This is a genomic window from Leuconostoc suionicum (genome assembly GCF_001891125.1).
GTDB classification, from domain to species: Bacteria; Bacillota; Bacilli; order Lactobacillales; family Lactobacillaceae; genus Leuconostoc; species Leuconostoc suionicum.
The window spans coordinates 933,563-954,330 of record NZ_CP015247.1; the positions used below are offsets into that span (position 1 = coordinate 933,563).

Consider the following 20,768-nt stretch of genomic DNA (forward strand, 5'->3'; position numbering starts at 1 on the left):
ATTATGAAAGCAGCAGTGATCAATCATTATGGTGGTAGAGAACAGCTAGAGGTTATCGACATGCCTATTCCTAAAATAGAATCGGACGAGGTTTTAGTAGAAAACATGGCCACGAGTATTAATCCAATTGACTACAAAGCGCGAGAGGGATTATTAAAAAGGATGTTTCAATGGCAATTTCCAGTCATTTTAGGTTGGGACATTGCTGGAATAGTTGCTTCTATTGGGGATGACGTAACAAGTTTTAAAGTTGGAGACCCAGTGTTTGCTCGGCCGGATATTGACTCAAAAGGAGTGAATGGCTCGTATGCAGAATATACAGCTGTTAAAGAGGATAAATTGGCAATAAAACCAAATAACATTAGCTTTGTTGAGGCGGCTGCCGTTCCTTTGGCTGGGCTAACTGCCTTGCAAATGCTGAGAAAAATCCAGTTATCATCTAATCAGAAAATACTAATTCAAGCTGGTGCTGGCGGGGTAGGTATTTATGCAATTCAGCTGGCTAAAATGCTTGGTGCATATGTAGTAACAACTGCTAGTCAAAATAACCATAAATTTGTGAAATCTTTAGGAGCGGATTCTGTAATTGATTATCACAAAGACAATATTCAAGATGTGTTATCTGATTTCGATGCTGTGCTGGACACAGTTGACGATGTTGATAATGGGATTGCCATCCTTAAATCCGGTGGACGCCTCGTTACCATTTCCAACACGTTAACTGATCAACAGAAAAAGACCTCAGACAAGACCGTGACAGAAGGATGGTTAGACCCGAATGGTCAAGATTTAGCAATTTTAGCATCCTACATCGCCAAGGGTGAGCTTCAAATTGTTGTGGATTCTCTTTATCCATTAACCACAGAAGGTATTCAATCAGCCCACGAGCGAAGTGAAACACACCATGCCCGTGGGAAAGTAGTAGTTCAAATTAAAGAGTAAATACAGAGGAGAAATAAATGCTGGCTTATATTATGGTTACATTAGTTAGTCTAGAGGCTATTGGTATTATGTTTGTAGAAATGTTTGGCACAACTTCACAGCAGGCAAAGGCATTTGATCTTAAAGAATCTTTCGTTCAGATACCAGAGGTTAAAACGTTGTTAGCAAATCAAGGAATCTATAATGGATTGTTCGGTGCGCTTATTATTGGTACTATGTTGTTTCTATCAGGCCCTCAACAGGTTTTGATGTTACAGATGGAAATGTTATTTATTTTCCTGGCTGCAGTTTATGGTGCTTTAACAGCCACAAAAAAGATTATCCTAGTTCAGGGATTGCCAGCATTTATTGCAATAATCATTCTCTTTTTGAAGTAATCTTTAACCAGCTAATATTACAAAATTAAAAAACGCAGCAATTGCTGCGTTCTTTTTTTTGCATAAAAATCTCATTTATAGTTTAGTTCTAACATGCGCTGATAATGTTGGTAAAGAATAGTGAATCGATTAATGCTGTGTTTATCCCACGGTTTTGGACGACCACAAAAATGTAAAATAGACGTGTTGGCTATCACCCAGTTTGTATCGACCTGACCTCGGCTCTTAGCAAAGTGAACGATGTTATCTCGCGTATCAAAATTCCAAATTTCTTCGGGTATACTCAAAATCTGATTGCCATATAAGTAATTCAAAATATCTTGATCAGGTAATAAGAGTTCATTGGCATGATTTCTAATTAGGTCTAAAATATCGCTTTTATTAACTTTTACACGCATTTTGCTTAAATCTAACAGCATCACGCCAGAATTAAAGTATTCACTTTTAGTTCGCAATCTAACGTTATTAATCGTTTGATTGATTCCCGTTAGTCCTAAATGACTTGCTGCCGCTATCATATTACCCTTTAAGTCTATCGACCATAGTGCTTCAATTGGGTTCAATATCAACGTATCAGGATCTAAGTAAATTATGCGTTCTAAATCTGCTGGCAGATATTCAGCGCAAAGCAATCGGTAATACATTTCCGTCGGATATTGTTTAAGCGTAGGGGCAGTTTGCCAATAAGTTGCGTCAATTTTTAATGGATGAAAATCATAATCCAATTTGTCTGTAAAGCCCCTAAAATGATTGATCTCCGTTTCTGGTATCGAATCGTGTAGCAGCCAAATAGAAAATCTATAATCAACATTCGTTTCTTTCAGTGATAGAAGCATGACTTTTAAAGGTTTTATGTAGGATTTGTCTAAAGTGACTAAAATGTTTATTTTTTCCATTATTTATGAGATCCTTTTTATGTATCAAGTAGGCAGCCTATTAATAAAGTACTTTGCAACATAAATTATACAGTATCCATACTTTATTAGAAATATAGAGAAAAAAAGTACAACAGTTGCATCAATTAACATATGCTGACAGAAGCCGTTGATCAACATCAAAACTAATTGGTAGCCATTTTTAAGGGACCATGATACACTTAATGCGTAATTGGAAACTATCAACTAGCTGTGTCAGCCAAGAAGCAGCTAGTTGATAGTTTATCAATTCGAAAATAAACAATGTTACGACGCACTTATTTCAACTGTAGATTTTAAACGCGCCTTTTTTGCGTGCACGAAAGTTTTGGCTGAGAACACTCTAAATTTAAAAACTCACACTCGAATTAATGCGAAAAACATTAGGAGAGTAAGAAAACTATGATTAAAGTCCGCGATTTGACGGTAGCCTATGATGGCACACCGGTTTTCACGAACCTATCAATTCAATTTGAGCCTGGTAAAATTACCGGTATTATCGGGCCTAACGGTGCAGGAAAATCAACAATGATTAAAGGCATTTTAGGATTGATAAATCAGCAAAATGGTAAAGTTACGTTACACGATGAGCCAATCGCAAAGCAGTTAAAGAAAATAGCTTATGTGGAGCAACGCGCTGCTTTAGATTTAACTTTTCCAATCAATGTTTTTGATACCGTTTTAACAGGCACATACCCTAACTTGGGATTATTTAATGTTCCTGGTACAAAAGAGAAAAACGCCACAAAGGAAGCATTGGAAGATGTTAAATTATCTACCTTTAGCCAACGACAAATTGGCGAACTTTCTGGTGGACAATTGCAACGTGTGTTCGTTGCGCGTGCAATTGTTCAAAACGCTGATGTCATTATTTTAGATGAACCCTTCGTCGGTATAGATATGAAGTCTGAAGCCGATATTATGGCTATCTTAAAACAATGGCGCACTGCAGGAAAAACAATTATTGTTGTACATCACGATTTGAATAAAGTAACAACTTATTTTGATAATCTGGTGATTATCAACCACGGTATTACTGCATGTGGGGCTACATCCGATGTTTTCACAAAAGAAAATATTGCCTCTGCATTTAGTGGTGATCTATCATCGATCTTGTTTGAAGAAGAGGAGGATCAACATGCATAGTATTGAATTATTCATTGACGGATTAACAAAATATAATTTCTTGCAAACAGCCTTAATTACCTCGATATTAGTTGGTATTATGTCGGGAATTATCGGGTCCTTCATCATATTACGAGGCATGTCTTTAATGGGTGATGCAATTTCGCACGCCGTATTACCTGGTGTTGCGGTTGCATATATGCTCGGGATTAATTTGTTACTCGGTGCTTCTGCCTTTGGTATTTTGGCAGCATTACTAATCGGTGTGGTCACGATGAAGTCAAAGTTGAAAAATGACACAGCCATAGGAATTGTATTTTCAGCTTTCTTCGCATTGGGATTTATTCTTATTTCATTGGCAGAGTCTGCTAACAATTTGCATCACATTCTATTTGGAAACGTCTTAGCTGTTTCTGACAGCGATTTAATTACTACTGCAATTGTCCTTTCTATAGTGTTGTTGTTCGTTGTTACCTTCTACAAAGAATTACTTGTCACATCATTTGACAATACTTTTGCTAAAGCCTATGGTCTTAAAACTCAAATTATGCATTACGCTTTAATGCTTGTTTTGACTTTAGTAACGGTGACAGCTTTGCAAACAGTCGGAATTATCTTAATTGTCGCTATGTTAATTACACCAGCAGCTACAGCTTACTTGTTAACAAATCGTATGTCTCATATGATGATTGTTGCTGCTATCTTTTCTGTAATCTCATCAATTGTAGGTTTGTATCTAAGTTTCACATTTAACTGGGCCTCAGGCCCTGCAATTGTTCTTACAGCAGCAATTTTCTTTTCATTCGTTTTTATTTTTTCACCAAAGCAAGGTATTATTTTTAAAAGAAAGTCTTAAACCCAAAATAATCTAATTTTTACAGACAAAATTATCAAAGCCAGCGTAAATTACGCAGAATATAGTGGAGAAATTAAATATGATTAAGCGCTTAAGTTTTATTACCGTGACAATTATTATCATTATGGGAGGGGTTCTGTGGTTTGTTAATAGTAGTCAGGGCGGTAAAACAAGTCAGCATGATAAGTTGCAGTTGGTTGCAACTAACTCTATTATTGGCAACATGATTGAGGAAGTTGCTGGGAACAAAGTAAATCTGCACACACTTGTCCCTCGTGGTACTGATCCGCACGAATATGAACCACGACCACAAGATGTTTCAGTAGCACAAGAAGCAGACGTACTCTTTCACAATGGATTGAATCTTGAAACTGGTGGGTCTGGTTGGTTCAAAAAAATGTATCAAAATGCAGGAAAGAAAACGAATAAGCAAGTGTTCGCTGCCTCAAAAGGGGTAGTAGCTAAGCATCTAACTGACAAGGGGAAAGAAAATGAATTAGATCCTCATGCTTGGTTAGATATGCAAAACGGTATTAAATATGTTAAAAACATTGAAAAAGTATTAATTGCTAAAGATCCAGACAATGCTAGCATATATAAGAAGCGAACAGCAGCATACGTTAAAAAATTATCTGCATTAGATAAAAATGCCAAAACTAAGTTCAATAATATTCCTGAGCATAAGAAATTATTAGTTACTTCTGAAGGCGCATTCAAATACTTCTCAGCAGCTTACGGTATCAAACCAGCATTTATTTGGGAAATCAATACAGAGTCTCAAGGTACACCTGAGCAGATGAAACAAGTACTGGAGAAAATTAGATCTACTAACGTACCTTCATTATTCGTGGAAAGCTCAGTGTCTCCAAAGACAATGGAAAAAGTTGCTAAAGAAACTGGCCTACCTATTTATTCAAAAATTTATACTGATTCTTTGGCTAAAAAAGGACATGCAGCAGATACCTATTACGGTATGATGAAATGGAACCTAGATAAAATTTCAGAAGGTCTGTCAAAGTAAAATATAAATAGTTTAAACCTTATTCATAAAAACGCCGCAACTATTCAAATAGTTACGGTGTTTTTATTGTTATTAAGTTTTAGTTGTTTATCTTTCTGCTGCATCGATGGCCTCTCGAATATTCAATATGTCGGCTTCATGATTATTAAAATCAGAATTATGAGTAGGCAAAGCGATGTTGAGTTCATTGAATAAATCAATTCTACCGAATACATCACTTGCATTGAAGTCAAGAACATGGCCACCAATCGTACGGTCATCGCTCAAAAAATGAAGATGCCATCCACTCGCCATAATACCTGAATACAGGTCGGGACCAAAATCACCAATTAAAGTACCAGAAACATTTTCATAGTTAAACACTGGTTGTTTCAATGTTACAGCAACGAAGGGCGGATAGGGCTTCATCTGCTTAGGAGCAACACGAACCTTCAGCTTCGAAAAACTAGCATTTATTTGAATACTAGCTGGTAAATTAACCCAGCTCTGATGTTGTTTGGATATATTGTTTAAACTATCAAAAGTTAAAAATTTTTCTTGGAGCAAGTAGTGTAACTCTGATTGAGGGTGGATAGAAGCAAAGGGTGTTTTCAACGATAAATCTGTGATTTTTTTAGTTACACCACTCGCTTTCGTTTGATATACGCTATTTTCTATGATTGTAACTTCACCATCAAGTTTATCCATTGTTCCAATGCCACTCGAACCATGATTCAATATTGCCGACAAAGGTGCCGTACCGTCATATAATCCTGACATAATTAATTCTAATGTTCCATGTTGATAAATTGTAGACATAATGACCTCTTTTTTAATTTAAATGTTTTAGTTTTACTTACTAAAAGTAAACCATTTTAATATTTACTCAAGATTAAAGCCTACTAAGTGCTGTGACTTTAGTTAACGGTAAAACTATGAAACATTTAGTTAGTCATGTTTATCGAGGGAGTTTATCATTAGGTACTTCGAATAACACGGTGTCCTTGATTTTAAAATCGATATTATTAGCAGCTAAGATGTCTGTGAACTTGTTTTAGCTGGGTGATCAATCAACATCATAAAAGTGCTCAAGATCTCAATAATGTCATGTTACATATGGAATGCAATCGTGATCTTGTGAATCGTATTGAAATTAAACGATTAGAAAATAAGTTTCAAGTTACTATGAATAAGATTATTAAAGTCAACAAACGCAACCAATTAATATCAACGATTCAAGCTTGTCTTGTTGGTTTTTGGGGGACAACACTTATAGTGGAGTGGGTGTGTTCTTTATACACAATGTTAGTGGTCTTTATTTGTCACTCTTATTTGGTCTAGTCGGATTCATAGGATGGATTTTGCCTTATTTTATTTACAAGGCTCAGCTTGAAAAAAGAACGCAACATAATCAGGATTCTTAACTAATTCTCAAAAATCCTTATGTTATAATGGAAAGCGACCAATAGACATTTGTCAAAATTTAGGGGTAATGGGGAATAATGAAGAAAAACGGGGATACAAATACGCCATCAGCTATGAAAAGCCGTATGGCGTTATTTCATAGTAAAAAACATAGTTCATTTAAATTGTATATCATTTTAGCAGTTGTCATTGCTTTACTATCTGCTTCTGGTTATGCAGCATACTATTTTTATAGTTTGAACAACACAATTAATAAATCATTTTCATCAACTGGTCTCGATTCTGAAAAAAAGGCTACACAATTAATTCAGGATAAAAAGCCAGTATCTTTCTTAGTTTTAGGAACAGATATTGGTACAGACGGTGGGTTTGGCACGAATCGTAGTCGCGTAGGATTAACTGATTCTATGATGGTTGTAACTGTTAATCCTAAAAATGAAACAACGACTTTAATTTCTATTCCACGAGATATCATGACTTCCATTTCTGGGTTTGAAAGCAGTTTCCCTCAGAAATTAAATGCTGCCTATGCGTTTAAGGCAGCTTCTGATAATAATGCTTCGTTGGGGGATGGTGTAAGCACAACAATAGATACCATACAAAAGATGTTTAACTTCCCAATCAACTATTTTGCCATGGTCAACATGAGTGGACTTGGTGATGTTGTCGAACAACTTGGTGGCGTAAAAGTCAAGTCACCTTTAACGTTCGCGTTTAGCCAAGAAACTGCGCATGAAAGTGGTAAAGATCTATACCAATTTACTGAGGGTTCTAGCACATTTAAATATGCTTCTGATGGTGAAAACTTTAAAACCTATAGCAAAATGAATGGACAAGCAGCCTTAGCGTTTTCTCGAATGCGGTATCAAGATCCAAAAGGAGATTATGGTCGAACTGAACGACAACGTTTATTATTGCAACAAATTATTAGTAAAGTTAAGAAAAATCCAGCTCAGGTAGTTAATTTGAAGTTCATCAATTCGACGACTAAAAATATTGCTTCTAATCTAAAATCGGAAGATATGTTGAAATTAGGTACTAACTACATCAGTGCCTCAAAGCATATTGTTTCGTATACTGTTCAAGGAGAAGGTGAAACATATGAAGGAATCTCATATCAACGAGTTACTACCGCTCAGCGACAAGCAATAACAAATAAAGTTAGAAGCAGTTTGAATTTAGAAGCAGCTACAACTGGAAATGAATTTGGCAGTAATATTACAGAAAACAATTTAGCTCAAGTAGGTACCGCAGATCAATTGTATCCAGAAAATAATACTGACGAAAATATGCAGTTGCGTGAAGAGTAAATATAGAATTAGAAAAAGGCATGTCAGGTAACATGTCTTTTTCTTTTTTAAATACAATAAAAAAGCAGTCTTGGGAGAGACTGCTTTTCTGGGAGAGAAGAGAATATTATCTTATAGGGAGAAAGAAAATATATTCTTATATAAATAGTGGAGTATACCTCTGTTAAGGTATGAATTTATAATACCGCTGAAATGTTAAATGAATATAAAAACCACGGAGTAATTATTTTCCATTAAGTCACGAAATAAATTAAAGAAAGGTATTGATTTATGTTGATTATAAGTGGTAATATCATTGTTATAATATTAGTTAGCTAACTAACGTTTAATGATAAAGAAGGAAAATTTATAATGACATCCATAGGTAAATTATTCAAAATTGGGCAACGTAATCTTGTAAAAGATCTTGATAAATTGGCCGTAACTCACGGGGTGACTGGTACGCAATTATCGGCAATTGACTTTATCGCCGACAATAAGTACGTCACGCAAAAAGATATTGAACAAGAATTTCATATAAAAGCTTCATCTGTAGCAACCATGATAGACCGAATGGTAGAGAAAAAAATGGTTACAAGAGTACCAAATGAAAAAGATAAAAGAGTTAATGAAATACATCTTACGGCGTCCGGAGCAAAAATTAATAAAATCGCTAAACAAATTATTAGCTCCCATGATGACGATATTTTACGGCCTTTTTCAGAAGATGAACGAAAAACTATAATTAAATTTTTAAAATATGTTGCAGAAGATAACAGCAATCCCTCACTAGAAGGAGAAAAAAATGGAAGAAAATAAAGTTTCAACTAAAAATGCAATGGCTATTATAGCGGTAGCGTTGGTTTCTTTTTCCGGTATTATGGCAGAAACGGCTATGAACGTTACATTTCCTGTTTTAACAAGGTACTTTAGCACATCGCTCAATTCTATACAGTGGGTAACGACTGCGTACCTACTCTCTGTAACAATTATGATCACAACAAGTGCCTATCTGAATAAAAGATATAATACCCGTTATTTATGGTTAGCCAGCCTTATTTCGTTTGCTACAGGAACTTTAGTGGGCGGGTTGGCTAGTAATTTACCGGTATTGTTAATTGGCCGTGTGTTAGAGGGTATAGCAGCAGGTATATCAATGCCTCTCATGTTTAACTTGATCGTTCAACTAGTACCAAGATCAAAGATTGGCTTATGGATGGGTATTGGTTCTATGGTTGTCAGTTTAGCCCCTTCATTTGGTCCCACATACGGTGGCGCTTTGATCGATACTCTTGGTTGGCGATCAATATTTTTTATTCTTTTAATTGTGCCGATTATGTCGTTGTTATTAGGATGGAAAACTGTCGATAACAGTAAAGAAACACAAGCCAACGTTTCTTTTGACGTCCTTGCTTTCGGCTTATTATCAGTGTCATTAATTACGGCTTTGATATTAATTAACCAATTAGAAAGTGGGACTGTCAATATCTTACTTCTAGTCCTCACCATTGTTAGTTTAGCAGGCTTTGTAATTAGATCACTAACTTCAAAACAAACTTTCTTGAATATCAGATTACTCAGTAACAGTAAATTTCTATTTCTGTTACTTCCCGTTGTTTTATATATGTTTGCAAATTTGGGTATTAACCTTCTACTGCCAAATTATTCACAAAAAATCTTAAATACGTCAAGCTTTTGGGCAGGATTTTCTTTATTGCCTGGAACGTTACTAGGTGGGATTTTAAATCCTTATTTTGGCCATTTATATGATAAGCACGGAGATAGAACACCACTTTTGGTAGGGAATACGATCTTTGGGATTAGTCTATTGGTCATGGCCTACTTCACTAAAAATCTTGGAATCATATCGTTTATATTCATGTATATGATTTTCACATTTGGGCGTAATATGGCTTTCAGCATTGGGATGACAGCATCTATTGATGAGTTGAGTAGAGATAAAAAAACGGATGCCACTGCTATTTTACAATCATCGCAAATGTTTATGGGTGCATTAGGTACTACTGTTGCAGCTTTATATGGCGCACAAAAATCAGGCCTAGCAGTCGGGTTCCAACATTTTCTATGGTTGCTTTTCTTTATTTCACTTATTATTTTCGTTATGTTTTTTGCTCGACAAAAAACAGGGAACAAATGAAATCTCTATATTAGACAGTAAAAAAATAGCATGATACAATTGTATTACAAATTAATGTGTTTTCATATTTAACATCCTTGCGGGAGTAGCGGCGCATGTGCGTGGGAAACTGACTTACTAGATTATTTACAGTCTAGCGGCCAACCTTAAACAGCAAGACGCAAAGAATATTTTCTCTTAAAGGAGTGTACCAAAATATGAGCATAAAGTCGAAAGAGGTAGATGACGACGTTCCGTTATTGTCCTCAGCAAAGTTTCACCATCAAGAGTGGTCTAAGATAGTCAATGATTTAAATGCAAATTATCCTAGCGGACTATCAGACAAACAAGTAAATAATCGCTTACAAAAAAATGGATATAATGAGGTCAATCCAAAAGTTATTCCGAAGTGGTTAATTTTTTTGCGGCAGTTTCATAATGTTATTGTCTACATTTTAGTGGTAGCTGCGCTGTTAACGCTTTTTATGCAACATTATACAGATTCAGTTGTTATTGCATTAGTTGTATTAATTAATGCGTTAATTGGTTATTTACAAGAAGTGAATGCCAGTAATGCACTAGATAAAATAAAAACTATGCTGTCTGTGGAAGCCACTGTTATTCGAGATGGAGAACGATTTGATGTTCCAGCTCGAGAATTAGTACCTGGCGATTTAGTCTACCTAGAGGCTGGGGATAATGTCCCTGCTGATTTGCGAATTATAGATGCTGATAACTTACGCATTCAAGAATCGTCTCTAACAGGAGAAGCTGATTCCGTCCTCAAAAACGAATCCATTTTATCGGAGCATGTGCCACTAGCCGAGCGTAGTAACATGGCTTATGCATCAACAGCTGTGACTAATGGTAGTGCCACAGGAATCGTGGTAAACACTGGTGTTCATTCACAGATTGGCCAAATTTCTCAAAGTGTTGCTGATGTTTCAGATAAAAAATCACCACTAACACGAGAATTAGATAGTTTAGGCCATGGTATTTCTTGGTTAATTATTGTTGTGGCTATAGTCATGTTTGCCTTAGGTTGGTTTTTCAAAATATATGACATATCCACCCTGATTATGGCTATTATTGCAATGATTGTCGGTGCAATGCCGGAAGGATTACCAGCAGCTACGTCAATTATATTAGCAACCGGTGTTCAAAAATTAACCAAAAAGAACGCAATTGTGAAAACATTACCTGCTGCTGAAACCCTAGGTGCAATAGACATTATTGCGTCTGACAAAACAGGGACATTAACAAAAAATGAAATGACCATTCAAGATATAGTCGTTGGCGACAATCATTATACAGTCACTGGGACTGGATATGAACCTGATGGTGATATTTTTCTAGGGAATAAGCTTGTCGATGCAACACAAGACAAAAACCTTGAAATGTTTTTAACAATGGGACATCAAGCAAATGATACTTTTTTGACCGAAGAAGCAGGTATCTGGACCATCAACGGCGAACCGACTGATGCTGCCTTTCTGTCGGCCTACTACAAGGCCTTTGGGCAAAAAGTACCTAAATTAAAAGAGTTGGATCGTATTCCGTTCGATTCTGACTATCGATACATGGCACGTTTAGTTGAAAATAAGCATCAACAGCGTTTTGTTGCCATTAAGGGTGCGCCAGACAGATTATTCACACTAGCCCGGAAAGATTTAAATTTTGACTACGAGTATTGGACAAAGGTGTCAGCAAAGTTTGCCAAATCTGGAAAACGTGTAATTGCTGTTGGATATGTTGATGTGGATTCAGATACATCAGAAGTCCTTCACGAAACACTTGCAGCTGAAGGCGTGACATTCTTAGGATTAGCCGCTATTATTGATCCGCCACGGCCTGAGGTTGTTGATGCTATTAGCGACATGCGCGAGGCTGGTATTCGCGTCAAAATGATTACCGGAGATAGTCCAGATACGGCCAAAGCAATCGCTCAACAACTTGGTTTGGCCGACCAAATTGAAGCTGTTACTGGATCAGAAGTTGAAGCAATGACGGATGATCAGTTGGCTAAGGTTGTTACAAATTATGATGTCTTCGCACGAACTACACCACAAGATAAGTTACGTATTATATCTGCCTATCAAGCAAATGGATTAGTAACTGCCATGACTGGTGATGGTGTGAATGATGCACCAGCATTAAAAAAAGCTGATATTGGTGTAGCAATGGGGATTAAAGGTACTGATGTTGCGAAAGATTCGGCGGATATGGTATTAGCTAACGATGATTTTTCAACAATTAAAGTGGCTATCGAGCAAGGCCGACGTTTATACGATAATATTAGAAAAACAATCTTATATTTGTTACCTACTAGTTTTGCTGAGGGGTTGATTGTTGTCTTTAGTATATTATTGCGCCAGCCAATGCCTTTAACTGCAACTCAATTATTATGGATTAACTTGGTTTCTGCTTTGACGTTGCAATTAGCGTTTATATTTGAGCCAGCTGAACCAGGATTGATGAAACGCCCACCGCGTAAAACAACGGCCAAATTGATGAGGCGATACGATGTTTTCCAAATGGTTTATGTCAGTGTCATTATTGCAGCAGTGGCTCTTGTTGTTTTTGAACATTTAGATGATATCACAGGTTTTGCGGTAGCCAGTACAATGGCTGTTAACATACTTATTTTTGGTAAAATTTTCTATATGTTTAATATCAGAACAGCAGCACCAGCGCTAAGTAAGACATTCTGGACAAACCCAATGGCATTCGTGGCTATCGGTACTATGATTATTTTACAGTTACTATTTACGTATGTACCATTTATGCAAGGTGTATTCTCTACAGCTGCGTTATCACTTTCTGATTGGTCTTTCATCATCTTAACAGGATTGATTGTTCTAATCGTAACAGAATTAGATAAGTATCGTCGTATGATTGTAAAACGATAGTATGTAAATAAAGCTATTATTAAAAAACCCCATTGAAGGGATTGCTCTTTTTGAAAAAAAACTTTTTAATTTAATTTAACCTGATATCGATATAATCAAGCTAGTAACTAAACTATAAAAGGTAGGGTCAAGCTATGGTTAAAAATTCAACTACTGAGTATACTTTTATAAAAGCACAAATTGATCTGGTTATTCATAATATTGTTAGTAATAAATACAATGAGGAACTGACATACTATGATGTTTTGTGGCTTCCTGATTATTTAACCAACCCAGACAGCAAAGAGCTATGGCAATCATTTCAAGATAATTTAGAAAAAATTTCTTTTATAGCTATGAATACTGGTTTGCCGAACCCCAATGCCGATGTCGAGTTGGTAATCGTTAAAATGAGTAGTGGTGAAATAAATCCAAATGCGATAAAATATTTTGAAGTAGGTAGGCGAAAAGATTATTTAGCGATGCAATACCCACATATAATAGGAAAAGACAATGACACTTTATTTAATACTTGGGATGAGGCTAACAACTCGTATAATTCAACGGAAACATCCGCAACCGTTTGAATTTTAAGTAATTATCTGCTCGGAAATACTAGATTTAAATAAAAAACAACTATCAACTGTATAGTTGTTTTTTATTTATCAGCTATTTCAATTTCTATTCGAAACACCCATTGTATTGAGGTCCACACCAAGGGTTGCACTTATTGTATACACTAGCCAGGATACGAGATAAAAGGATTTCATACCGACCATGCAGTATATATTAGAGATATCAATTATTCAAGGAGTACAAAAAATATCTGTTGAAAACGTTCGTTAATTTCTCGAAAAATATTATTTGGTTGCGGACTGAATTGGACACATTCCTGGTGCGGTAACATCATTTGCAATCAAATCAGACGTAAAAGTATACTTAGACGTATCTCTAAAGAGATTTGAAACTGTTTTTGCTGCGGGTGGCAGCAAAAATAGTACAATCGAATTATCAATAGATGAGCTTGAAAACTATGCTCATCCCCTAGACTGGGTAGATGTTGGAAAAGACTATTAAACTCACTTGTTAAACAAATTGTTTAGCAGGTGCGAACCGGAGGCAATCAATACGAATGACAGTAAATGATTGGATAACCTTTATATTAGCTAGTATCGTTATTATAATTTCCCCAGGTCCTTCTGTAATATATGTAACGACAAACAGTATGACCAATGAAATTAAAACGATGATGCCATTGGTTGTAGGACTCACTGCAGGATATTTTTGTGGTATGGGCATCTCTTTAATATTTATAAGTAGCTTACTCAAAATTTCATCCTACTCATTGGTCGTGCTAAAAATAATTGGTTCTGGTTATTTAACGTACTTAGCCATCCAAATGTGGACTCGTAAGCATATTAATCAAGATAGCAGAAAACCAACATTCTTACGAGGTGTGCTCATTGCTATCAGTAATCCTAAGGCACTATTATTTTATACAACCTTTTTTCCGCAATTTGGTCATACTCAAGTTGATATGGTATATCTAGCAGTATGTTATGGCATATTAAGTTTTATAGTAGATTTTTCAAATATGTTAATTTCTCATTTTGTTAGCAGAGGAATTAGCATGAACTCTTTAATGTGGATTAATCGATCCGGAGCATTATTGCTATGGCTTACTACTTTAAAGATTTGGCTATGAATACCAGAAATTAGTCCCAACTGCTTTTTTTAGCACATTTAACTAATAACATTTTGGGCTTCTCCTGATAAATATGCATTTAAATTATCTACGGTTATGCGTAATAATCTTTCACGAGTCTCTAATGGTGCCCAAGCGATGTGAGGCGTAATAAAGCAATTCTTAGCTTTTAATAAGGGATTATCTTTTTCAATTGGCTCTTTTTGGACAACATCTGTAGCCAAGGCATAAACTTTTTCATTATTTAGTGCCTCGGCAATGTCATTTTCACTAATAAGTTTTCCACGGGCTGTATTGATTAAAATCACACCATCTTTCATTTTTGAGATAGTAGTCTTATTAATTAAATTAATCGTTTCTGGCGTTTGAACAACATGAAGACTAATAATATCCGCCTTTTGGAAAAGCTCATCTAAAGAAACTTGGTTTACCCATTTTTGGGGTGCAACACTAGGTCGATGATTATAAAAAATAACTTTCATTGAAAAAGCATTGGCTAATTCTGCCACTTTTTGAGCAATTCGACCATAACCAATGAGTCCTAATGTTTTACTTTTCAATTCAAATAGCGGTTTATCCCAAAATGTAAAATCATCGACACTAGACCATTTCCCATCATGGACCAATTGGTTATGTAATCCAACTTGACCGGTTATTTCTAGTAATAATGAAAAGGTAAATTGCGCGACAGCATCCGTAGCATAAGTAGGCACATTGGTTACAATAATGTTGTGGTTGTTTGCACTATCAATATCGACAACGTCATAACCTGTTCCCATAATGCCAATATATTTTAACTGTGAAGCACGACTGATTACACTTTCATCTAGTGGGGTCTTATGTGTTATCACAACTTCCGCATCATCGATTCTCTGCAGAATTTCAGTGTCATTATCTACCGACGTACGGCTATAAACCTCAAAGTCGCCCAAACTTTTTAATGTTTCCCAATTTAAATCTTGATTGAGATCATAACCATCTAAAAGTACAATTTTCATAACTTATATCTCCGATTCTTTAAGCCATTTGAATAGATCTTTTCCTACATGGATCTGAAAAGTGATTTAGCCATATTTTATCACTTATGACCTATTAACTATGATTTTTAAACTTGAAGACTAAGAACAGGGGATTGCCGTAAGAATTATTTCGTGAATATCAACACCGCGGGGTTTTGAGTCCTTAACCGTGCTCAATTAAAATAAAGTGGTAAAATGAAACAAATGAGCGCTAATTGTTTGTTATCATCTGATTTTAGATGAAGTTCCGGCGCGGGTATTATCATATAGGAGGAAACTAAATGTCAAGGAATGAAGAAAAAGTTTGGCTTGTAACGGGTGGATCAACTGGATTTGGACGTAAATTAATTGAAGAATTAATTGCAAAAAAGATTCCAGTCGTAGCTACCGCAAGAAATTTATCAGCATTTGATGATTTAGAAACGAATGCGGATGATTTACTACTTAAAGTACAACTGGATGTCACAAACCAAGAACAAGTCAACAATGCTGTCCAGTCAACGCTCAATAAGTTTGGAAAAATTGATGTTCTGGTTAATAACGCTGGCTACGGATACTCTGGTTCGATTGAAGAATCAGATGAAACTGCAGTCCGCAAAATGTTTGAAGCAAATTTTTGGGGTGCTAGTGCGATGATTCGTGCAGTGTTACCAGCTATGAGAAAAAACAGATCAGGATTAATTATCAATGTCACATCAATAGGTGGTTTACTAGCGTTACCCACCTATGGATATTACAATGCAACCAAGCATGCCTTAGAAGGATTGGGTAAGGCGCTATCATTAGAAGTTGAACCTTTTGGTATTAAGGTAACAAATGTCGAGCCTGGTCCCTTTAGAACTGATTGGGCAGGCAGATCACAATTTTCTGCAAAACATTCAATTAACGATTATGAAAATACGCCAGCAAGAATATCCGAGAAAACTTCACATGCCAGATCAGGCGAGCAAACTGGCTCTCCTGAACTAGCTGCAAAGGCATTTATTAAAATCGCTGCATCCGACAATCCACCTTTGCATTTTATTGCGGGTCAAAATGCTTTTAAACGCGAACAAGAAGAAATTTCTAATATTCAACATGATATGCAAAAATGGCAAGAGGATTCAACCCATCTGGACTATGGTGACGAGACCTATTGGCAATAGGTGGGAAGAGTGTTAACAGACCGTTATTTTTGAAGAAGTTGGGGATTATTTTGAAGTTGATCGAAAAAATTTTACGTTTGAATCCGATAAATGGATAAACAAAGAAGTTTATCGCTATAACTTACATGAAAATAATTTATAACAACTGTTTAGATTCAAAATCATAAGAGTTACTTAAATGGCCTATCCTGATTATCAGGATTTTTTTATTTTACGAACAATTACATTTTTGTTGTTACAATGAATACTTTCTTCCATGCGATGGCCTCTTAGCGTCTGAAATGGTGCTATAATTACACTTAATATTATTTTTATGACATAATCATGGGTTAGAAAGCGTAAAACCGTAATGAAAAAACTATTACTGACTGCTTACGGGTTCTCAACAGATAAAATCAAACGTGCTGCACTAGGATTGCTTAATATAGAACATTCTAGTAAAGCATGTATTATATCTACTTCTAGGCCAAAAGAAAAAGAGAAACATCCACAAATGCAACAAATCAGAAATGACTTATTAGAATTTAGACTAGATCAGGTTGATTTTCTTGATGTGGAGTTTGAAAATGCCAATAAACTATATGACTATGACTTGATATTTTTGAATGGAGGTTATCCATTTTATCTATTACATTTCTTGAAAAAAAGTGGTGCTGATTATATTTTAAAAGACATTAGTAGGACTGGTGTTCCAGTTTTTGGGCTAAGTGCTGGATCGATTGTAATGGGGCCTTCCATCGAATATTTGCAATATCTTTATCCAGAGGAAAACCAATTTAATGATACAGATTTAACAGGTTTGAACTTAACAAGTACTACAATTTTCCCGCATTTCAAAGAAATGTTAACGCGTGATGCTGATATTGACAAAAAATTAACTTCGTATGAAAATACAACTGGAATCAAAATTACGAGGCTTAATAATGATCAAGCTTTATCGTGTCATTGCAAAAATAAAGTCCTGATTAGTTGAATATCAAATCGGAAACTTTATACATTAAATAATGATTTAATCTCAAAATCCTAACTTTTCTAAGGAATAGCGGAATAAGGGTTGTGCTGAAAAAATGCGGATACGATCAATACAGAACTTAAATCATTAATTGACAATTCACTATCATCCATTTAAACTTTACTTATAAATAATAAGTTGAGGGAAAGAATTTGTTCAGTAGAAAACTAAGATCGTATTCTTTTCGTCTTTGTCTGTCTATTGTTGGCACTGTTATCATTGCCTTTGGGATTGTTTTATTCCGTTTGGCGAACATAGGCATTGATCCAGCGACAGCAGCAGATGTTGGTATCTCAGATACCTTCCATTGGAATTTAGGAAACTACCAGCTTGCATTTAATGCACTATTGTTCTTTGGCGTTTTGTTTTTCGATCAAACACAGTTTGGCATCGGAACATTAATCAATATGTCGTTACCAGGATACATTATTGCTTATTTTACACCGAAGTTTGAACCTATAGTTGGGCGTTGGTTTGGAAGCTTTTTTTATCTTGAAAACATATTTTTATTTGCTATTGGTATGTTTTTATTTTCATTGGGAATTGGCATATATACAAGTGTAAATCTTGGTGTTTCCCCGTACGATGCTGTTGCACCATTGTTTAACAAAAAGAAATGGGCTAGTTATCGTCTGACAAGGTCTGTTCAAGATTTATTCTTTTTTGTAGTTGCCATTATATTTGGTGGGCCACTGGGTATTGGAACTTTGTTGATTGCCACGTTAACTGGCTATATTGTACAATACTGGCGTCAGCTATTTAAAAAAATAAAACGCCACATACAAAAAACGCACAGCTTTTAGTTGTGCGTTTCGTCATTCAAAAATTAAATACAATTTATCCTCTTGCCAAACAGAACGTTTGTTCGTATAATGAATTATACAGCTTTTGTTTTGGAGACAGCATATGGTAAACAAGCAGAAAATTGAATACAACTACACGCAAGAGGAACGACGTGTGATATTTATGATTGATTCTAAAAGCTTTTATGCCAGTGTTGAGTGTGTGGAACGTAACTACAATCCATTAAAAGCATTACTTGTTGTGATGTCAGAACAAGAAAATACCAACGGCGGTTTAGTCTTGGCATCTTCACCAATGGCCAAGAAAAAATTAGGTATTAGTAATGTTACGCGTCAACGAGATATTCCTGTATGTAATGAATTAGTCATTGCTATCCCAAGAATGAATCTTTATATTCAAGAAAACTTACGAATTAACAACATCTATCGGCAATATACTGATGATGCGCACTTATTACCATATTCCGTTGATGAATCTATCCTTGATATGACGCATTCTTGGCGTCTTTTTGGAAAAACACCGGAGGAAGTTGCTTTTAAGATACAAAAGCAAGTACGGGCAGAAACAGGCATCTACTTAACTGTTGGCATTGGTGATTCACCGGTTTTAGCTAAATTAGCGCTTGATATTGAAGCCAAACATGCTAAGAATCTGACAGGAATCTGGCATTATGAAGATGTGTCACGGAAGCTATGGCCGATTACTAAACTAACTGATGTTTGGAGTATTGGCGCACGAACTGCCCGTAAGCTAAATTTGATGGGTATTCACTCAATGTATGACTTATCTCATCAAGATCCATATCTATTTCGTTCGAAACTGGGATTAATGGGTGAGCAATTGTTAGCTTTGTCTTGGGGTATTGACCGATCTGATCTGACTGAAACAATCAGGCCCAAAAATAAATCATATAGTAATTCTCAAGTTTTACCACGTGATTACAGCCAACGAGCAGAGATTGAAATCGTGATTCGAGAAATGGCGGATCAAGTTGCCACAAGAATCCGTGCCCATCAAAAGCAAGCTTGCTTAGTAAGCTTGTTTATTGGTTATTCCTTTTCTGAAAGTGAGAAACGAGAATCACATGGCTTTAGAAAACAATGTCGTATTAGTCCTACCAACGATACCAATACATTAATGACTGTTATGATCAACCTCTTCAGAAAGTACTGGCGAGGCGAGATTATTAGACACATCGGGATTGATTACGGTGGCCTAGTTGATGATACTGGAGTACAGCTTAATCTTTTTGAACAGCCTGAACACATCCTTAAAACAAACAAAATTGATCAAGTTGTCGACGAAATTCGTCAACGTTTTGGTACTACAGCTTTGATGCGAGCTATGTCTAAAGAAGTCGGTGGAACAGCCATTAACCGAGCTAGTTTGGTTGGCGGACACAACGGAGGCAACAGTTATGACTGACAATGATGATTTCACTACGATAATCAATCGCTATTTCCAAAACGATTACCGAGAACGAGGGAAAATTAAATGGAACGGCTACTTTCTGTCTGACCACACTTCTTCTTTAACCAAAGAGGGCATTCAACGAAGTGCAATAACTAAGAAATTACCCGCAATATCACTAAATGATGCGCAAGATATTTTACGACACGCTTCTGCTAATTATCATGCCGTAACCGTTCAACAAAATATTAAAGATAACGAAGGAAATCTGATTCCTAATGTGACTGGTTTAATAAATGGTTTTTCCGAATTAGGTGTCTATGTGGACCACCAATTCATAGCCTTTGAAGATATTAGAACAGTGGTAAGAAAAAAATGAATCCAATTGAAAATATTATCGCAGAGATTAATTCTTTATTCACTAAACAACCTAATACTATTTATGAAGTACGATTGGTTAATCAACGATATGCTAAAAAAGTTAATGTGTTCTTTGAATATTATCGGATTGGACATGCGACTCATTCACAGCAGATTGCTCGTTTAAATGATGAGTACCGATCTCAAATACCAGAGTTAGCGACAATGATTCATCAGGCTACTGGCCTGACGGTTAACACCAACTAATTTATTCTAATTTATTCGTGAATTAATTATCATCTAAAGTTGTTTTTAGATTCAGTATGCGTTATACTATTCGTCTTATAAACACTTCAGCCT

The 20,768-nt window shown here is 35.8% G+C and carries 21 protein-coding genes; 18 read left to right on the forward strand and 3 right to left on the reverse strand.

Annotated elements, in window-relative coordinates; translation table 11 throughout:
* Positions 1 to 3: 3 nt before the first annotated feature.
* Both A6B45_RS04600 and A6B45_RS04605 read left to right on the forward strand, forming a co-directional pair.
* Entirely contained in the window at positions 4 to 942 is a 939-nt protein-coding gene (locus A6B45_RS04600; protein WP_072613558.1) for an NADP-dependent oxidoreductase, read from the forward strand.
* A gap of 17 nt (positions 943 to 959) precedes the next feature.
* Positions 960 to 1,319 carry a DUF1304 domain-containing protein gene (locus A6B45_RS04605; RefSeq protein WP_072613559.1) on the forward strand — a complete coding sequence of 120 codons (360 nt, stop codon included), beginning with the start codon at positions 960 to 962 and terminating at the stop codon, positions 1,317 to 1,319.
* Between the two features lie 71 nt (positions 1,320 to 1,390).
* Here the strand turns inward: A6B45_RS04605 and A6B45_RS04610 are convergent, their stop codons facing one another.
* Positions 1,391 to 2,215, reverse strand: a complete 825-nt coding sequence (locus A6B45_RS04610) for a glycosyltransferase family 8 protein (RefSeq protein ID WP_072613560.1) — start codon at positions 2,213 to 2,215, stop codon at positions 1,391 to 1,393.
* A 420-nt stretch (positions 2,216 to 2,635) separates the two neighbouring features.
* Here A6B45_RS04610 and A6B45_RS04615 point away from each other — a divergent pair, with 420 nt between their 5' ends.
* The 3 genes from A6B45_RS04615 to A6B45_RS04625 all read left to right on the forward strand — a co-directional run bounded on the left by A6B45_RS04615 (position 2,636) and on the right by A6B45_RS04625 (position 5,235).
* Positions 2,636 to 3,379 carry a metal ABC transporter ATP-binding protein gene (locus tag A6B45_RS04615; protein WP_072613561.1) on the forward strand — a complete coding sequence of 248 codons (744 nt, stop codon included), beginning with the start codon at positions 2,636 to 2,638 and terminating at the stop codon, positions 3,377 to 3,379.
* Positions 3,372 to 4,214: a metal ABC transporter permease gene (locus A6B45_RS04620; RefSeq protein ID WP_072613562.1), complete on the forward strand. Its 843-nt coding sequence runs from the start codon at positions 3,372 to 3,374 to the stop codon at positions 4,212 to 4,214. The genes A6B45_RS04615 and A6B45_RS04620 overlap by 8 nt, the downstream gene beginning before the upstream one ends.
* A gap of 82 nt (positions 4,215 to 4,296) precedes the next feature.
* Entirely contained in the window at positions 4,297 to 5,235 is a 939-nt protein-coding gene (locus A6B45_RS04625; protein WP_371923061.1) for a metal ABC transporter substrate-binding protein, read from the forward strand.
* An 87-nt stretch (positions 5,236 to 5,322) separates the two neighbouring features.
* Here A6B45_RS04625 and budA read toward each other — a convergent pair whose 3' ends face one another.
* Positions 5,323 to 6,033, reverse strand: coding sequence for an acetolactate decarboxylase (budA, locus tag A6B45_RS04630; protein WP_072613564.1), 711 nt, complete (start codon positions 6,031 to 6,033; stop codon positions 5,323 to 5,325).
* Positions 6,034 to 6,716: 683 nt separating this feature from the next.
* Between budA and A6B45_RS04640 the strand changes: the two genes are divergently transcribed.
* The 7 genes from A6B45_RS04640 (at position 6,717) to A6B45_RS04670 (ending at position 14,658) form a co-directional block, all read left to right on the forward strand.
* Positions 6,717 to 7,949 carry an LCP family protein gene (locus tag A6B45_RS04640; RefSeq protein ID WP_072613565.1) on the forward strand — a complete coding sequence of 411 codons (1,233 nt, stop codon included), beginning with the start codon at positions 6,717 to 6,719 and terminating at the stop codon, positions 7,947 to 7,949.
* 351 nt (positions 7,950 to 8,300) lie between these two features.
* Positions 8,301 to 8,747 carry a MarR family winged helix-turn-helix transcriptional regulator gene (locus A6B45_RS04645; RefSeq protein ID WP_072613566.1) on the forward strand — a complete coding sequence of 149 codons (447 nt, stop codon included), beginning with the start codon at positions 8,301 to 8,303 and terminating at the stop codon, positions 8,745 to 8,747.
* Entirely contained in the window at positions 8,734 to 10,086 is a 1,353-nt protein-coding gene (locus A6B45_RS04650) for an MFS transporter (protein ID WP_072613567.1), read from the forward strand. Before A6B45_RS04645 ends, A6B45_RS04650 begins: the two co-directional genes overlap by 14 nt.
* 197 nt (positions 10,087 to 10,283) lie before the next feature.
* Positions 10,284 to 12,974, forward strand: a complete 2,691-nt coding sequence (locus tag A6B45_RS04655) for an HAD-IC family P-type ATPase (protein ID WP_072613568.1) — start codon at positions 10,284 to 10,286, stop codon at positions 12,972 to 12,974.
* A gap of 134 nt (positions 12,975 to 13,108) precedes the next feature.
* Positions 13,109 to 13,540, forward strand: a complete 432-nt coding sequence (locus A6B45_RS04660; protein ID WP_072613569.1) for a hypothetical protein — start codon at positions 13,109 to 13,111, stop codon at positions 13,538 to 13,540.
* A 301-nt stretch (positions 13,541 to 13,841) separates the two neighbouring features.
* Positions 13,842 to 14,030: a YbaK/EbsC family protein gene (locus A6B45_RS10320; RefSeq protein ID WP_256465885.1), complete on the forward strand. Its 189-nt coding sequence runs from the start codon at positions 13,842 to 13,844 to the stop codon at positions 14,028 to 14,030.
* Positions 14,031 to 14,085: 55 nt separating this feature from the next.
* The gene (locus tag A6B45_RS04670) at positions 14,086 to 14,658 is read left to right on the forward strand and encodes a LysE family translocator (RefSeq protein WP_072613570.1); all 573 of its coding nucleotides are present in this window, start codon (positions 14,086 to 14,088) and stop codon (positions 14,656 to 14,658) included.
* Between the two features lie 38 nt (positions 14,659 to 14,696).
* Here the strand turns inward: A6B45_RS04670 and A6B45_RS04675 are convergent, their stop codons facing one another.
* Positions 14,697 to 15,656 (reverse strand): D-2-hydroxyacid dehydrogenase, encoded by a 960-nt coding sequence (locus A6B45_RS04675; RefSeq protein WP_072613571.1) that lies wholly within the window; start codon positions 15,654 to 15,656, stop codon positions 14,697 to 14,699.
* A gap of 302 nt (positions 15,657 to 15,958) precedes the next feature.
* On the opposite strand from A6B45_RS04675, the gene A6B45_RS04680 reads away from it, so the two are divergent.
* The 6 genes from A6B45_RS04680 (at position 15,959) to A6B45_RS04705 (ending at position 20,675) form a co-directional block, all read left to right on the forward strand.
* The gene (locus tag A6B45_RS04680) at positions 15,959 to 16,822 is read left to right on the forward strand and encodes an oxidoreductase (RefSeq protein ID WP_072613572.1); all 864 of its coding nucleotides are present in this window, start codon (positions 15,959 to 15,961) and stop codon (positions 16,820 to 16,822) included.
* 349 nt (positions 16,823 to 17,171) lie between these two features.
* Complete coding sequence (locus A6B45_RS04685; protein WP_072613573.1) at positions 17,172 to 17,795, forward strand: Type 1 glutamine amidotransferase-like domain-containing protein; 624 nt, start codon at positions 17,172 to 17,174, stop codon at positions 17,793 to 17,795.
* Positions 17,796 to 18,079: 284 nt separating this feature from the next.
* Positions 18,080 to 18,637 carry a YczE/YyaS/YitT family protein gene (locus A6B45_RS04690; RefSeq protein ID WP_237048964.1) on the forward strand — a complete coding sequence of 186 codons (558 nt, stop codon included), beginning with the start codon at positions 18,080 to 18,082 and terminating at the stop codon, positions 18,635 to 18,637.
* Between the two features lie 103 nt (positions 18,638 to 18,740).
* Positions 18,741 to 20,063, forward strand: coding sequence for a Y-family DNA polymerase (locus A6B45_RS04695; RefSeq protein ID WP_072613575.1), 1,323 nt, complete (start codon positions 18,741 to 18,743; stop codon positions 20,061 to 20,063).
* A complete protein-coding gene (locus A6B45_RS04700; protein ID WP_072613576.1) occupies positions 20,056 to 20,427 on the forward strand; it encodes a hypothetical protein in 372 nt (123 codons plus the stop codon). Before A6B45_RS04695 ends, A6B45_RS04700 begins: the two co-directional genes overlap by 8 nt.
* On the forward strand, positions 20,424 to 20,675 hold the full coding sequence (locus A6B45_RS04705) for a hypothetical protein (RefSeq protein WP_014324711.1): 252 nt from the start codon (positions 20,424 to 20,426) through the stop codon (positions 20,673 to 20,675). The genes A6B45_RS04700 and A6B45_RS04705 overlap by 4 nt, the downstream gene beginning before the upstream one ends.
* Positions 20,676 to 20,768 lie beyond the last annotated feature (93 nt).

What these genes read in the sequence shown, in the direction of transcription:
- A6B45_RS04600 (WP_072613558.1), top strand. Translation starts at nt 4, where the DNA reads ATGAAAGCAGCAGTGATCAATCATTATGGTGGTAGAGAACAGCTAGAG.
- A6B45_RS04605 (WP_072613559.1), top strand. Translation starts at nt 960, where the DNA reads ATGCTGGCTTATATTATGGTTACATTAGTTAGTCTAGAGGCTATTGGT.
- A6B45_RS04610 (WP_072613560.1), bottom strand. Translation starts at nt 2,215, where the DNA reads ATGGAAAAAATAAACATTTTAGTCACTTTAGACAAATCCTACATAAAA.
- A6B45_RS04615 (WP_072613561.1), top strand. Translation starts at nt 2,636, where the DNA reads ATGATTAAAGTCCGCGATTTGACGGTAGCCTATGATGGCACACCGGTT.
- A6B45_RS04620 (WP_072613562.1), top strand. Translation starts at nt 3,372, where the DNA reads ATGCATAGTATTGAATTATTCATTGACGGATTAACAAAATATAATTTC.
- budA (WP_072613564.1), bottom strand. Translation starts at nt 6,033, where the DNA reads ATGTCTACAATTTATCAACATGGAACATTAGAATTAATTATGTCAGGA.
- A6B45_RS04640 (WP_072613565.1), top strand. Translation starts at nt 6,717, where the DNA reads ATGAAGAAAAACGGGGATACAAATACGCCATCAGCTATGAAAAGCCGT.
- A6B45_RS04645 (WP_072613566.1), top strand. Translation starts at nt 8,301, where the DNA reads ATGACATCCATAGGTAAATTATTCAAAATTGGGCAACGTAATCTTGTA.
- A6B45_RS04650 (WP_072613567.1), top strand. Translation starts at nt 8,734, where the DNA reads ATGGAAGAAAATAAAGTTTCAACTAAAAATGCAATGGCTATTATAGCG.
- A6B45_RS04655 (WP_072613568.1), top strand. Translation starts at nt 10,284, where the DNA reads ATGAGCATAAAGTCGAAAGAGGTAGATGACGACGTTCCGTTATTGTCC.
- A6B45_RS04660 (WP_072613569.1), top strand. Translation starts at nt 13,109, where the DNA reads ATGGTTAAAAATTCAACTACTGAGTATACTTTTATAAAAGCACAAATT.
- A6B45_RS04670 (WP_072613570.1), top strand. Translation starts at nt 14,086, where the DNA reads ATGACAGTAAATGATTGGATAACCTTTATATTAGCTAGTATCGTTATT.
- A6B45_RS04675 (WP_072613571.1), bottom strand. Translation starts at nt 15,656, where the DNA reads ATGAAAATTGTACTTTTAGATGGTTATGATCTCAATCAAGATTTAAAT.
- A6B45_RS04680 (WP_072613572.1), top strand. Translation starts at nt 15,959, where the DNA reads ATGTCAAGGAATGAAGAAAAAGTTTGGCTTGTAACGGGTGGATCAACT.
- A6B45_RS04685 (WP_072613573.1), top strand. Translation starts at nt 17,172, where the DNA reads ATGAAAAAACTATTACTGACTGCTTACGGGTTCTCAACAGATAAAATC.
- A6B45_RS04695 (WP_072613575.1), top strand. Translation starts at nt 18,741, where the DNA reads ATGGTAAACAAGCAGAAAATTGAATACAACTACACGCAAGAGGAACGA.
- A6B45_RS04700 (WP_072613576.1), top strand. Translation starts at nt 20,056, where the DNA reads ATGACTGACAATGATGATTTCACTACGATAATCAATCGCTATTTCCAA.
- A6B45_RS04705 (WP_014324711.1), top strand. Translation starts at nt 20,424, where the DNA reads ATGAATCCAATTGAAAATATTATCGCAGAGATTAATTCTTTATTCACT.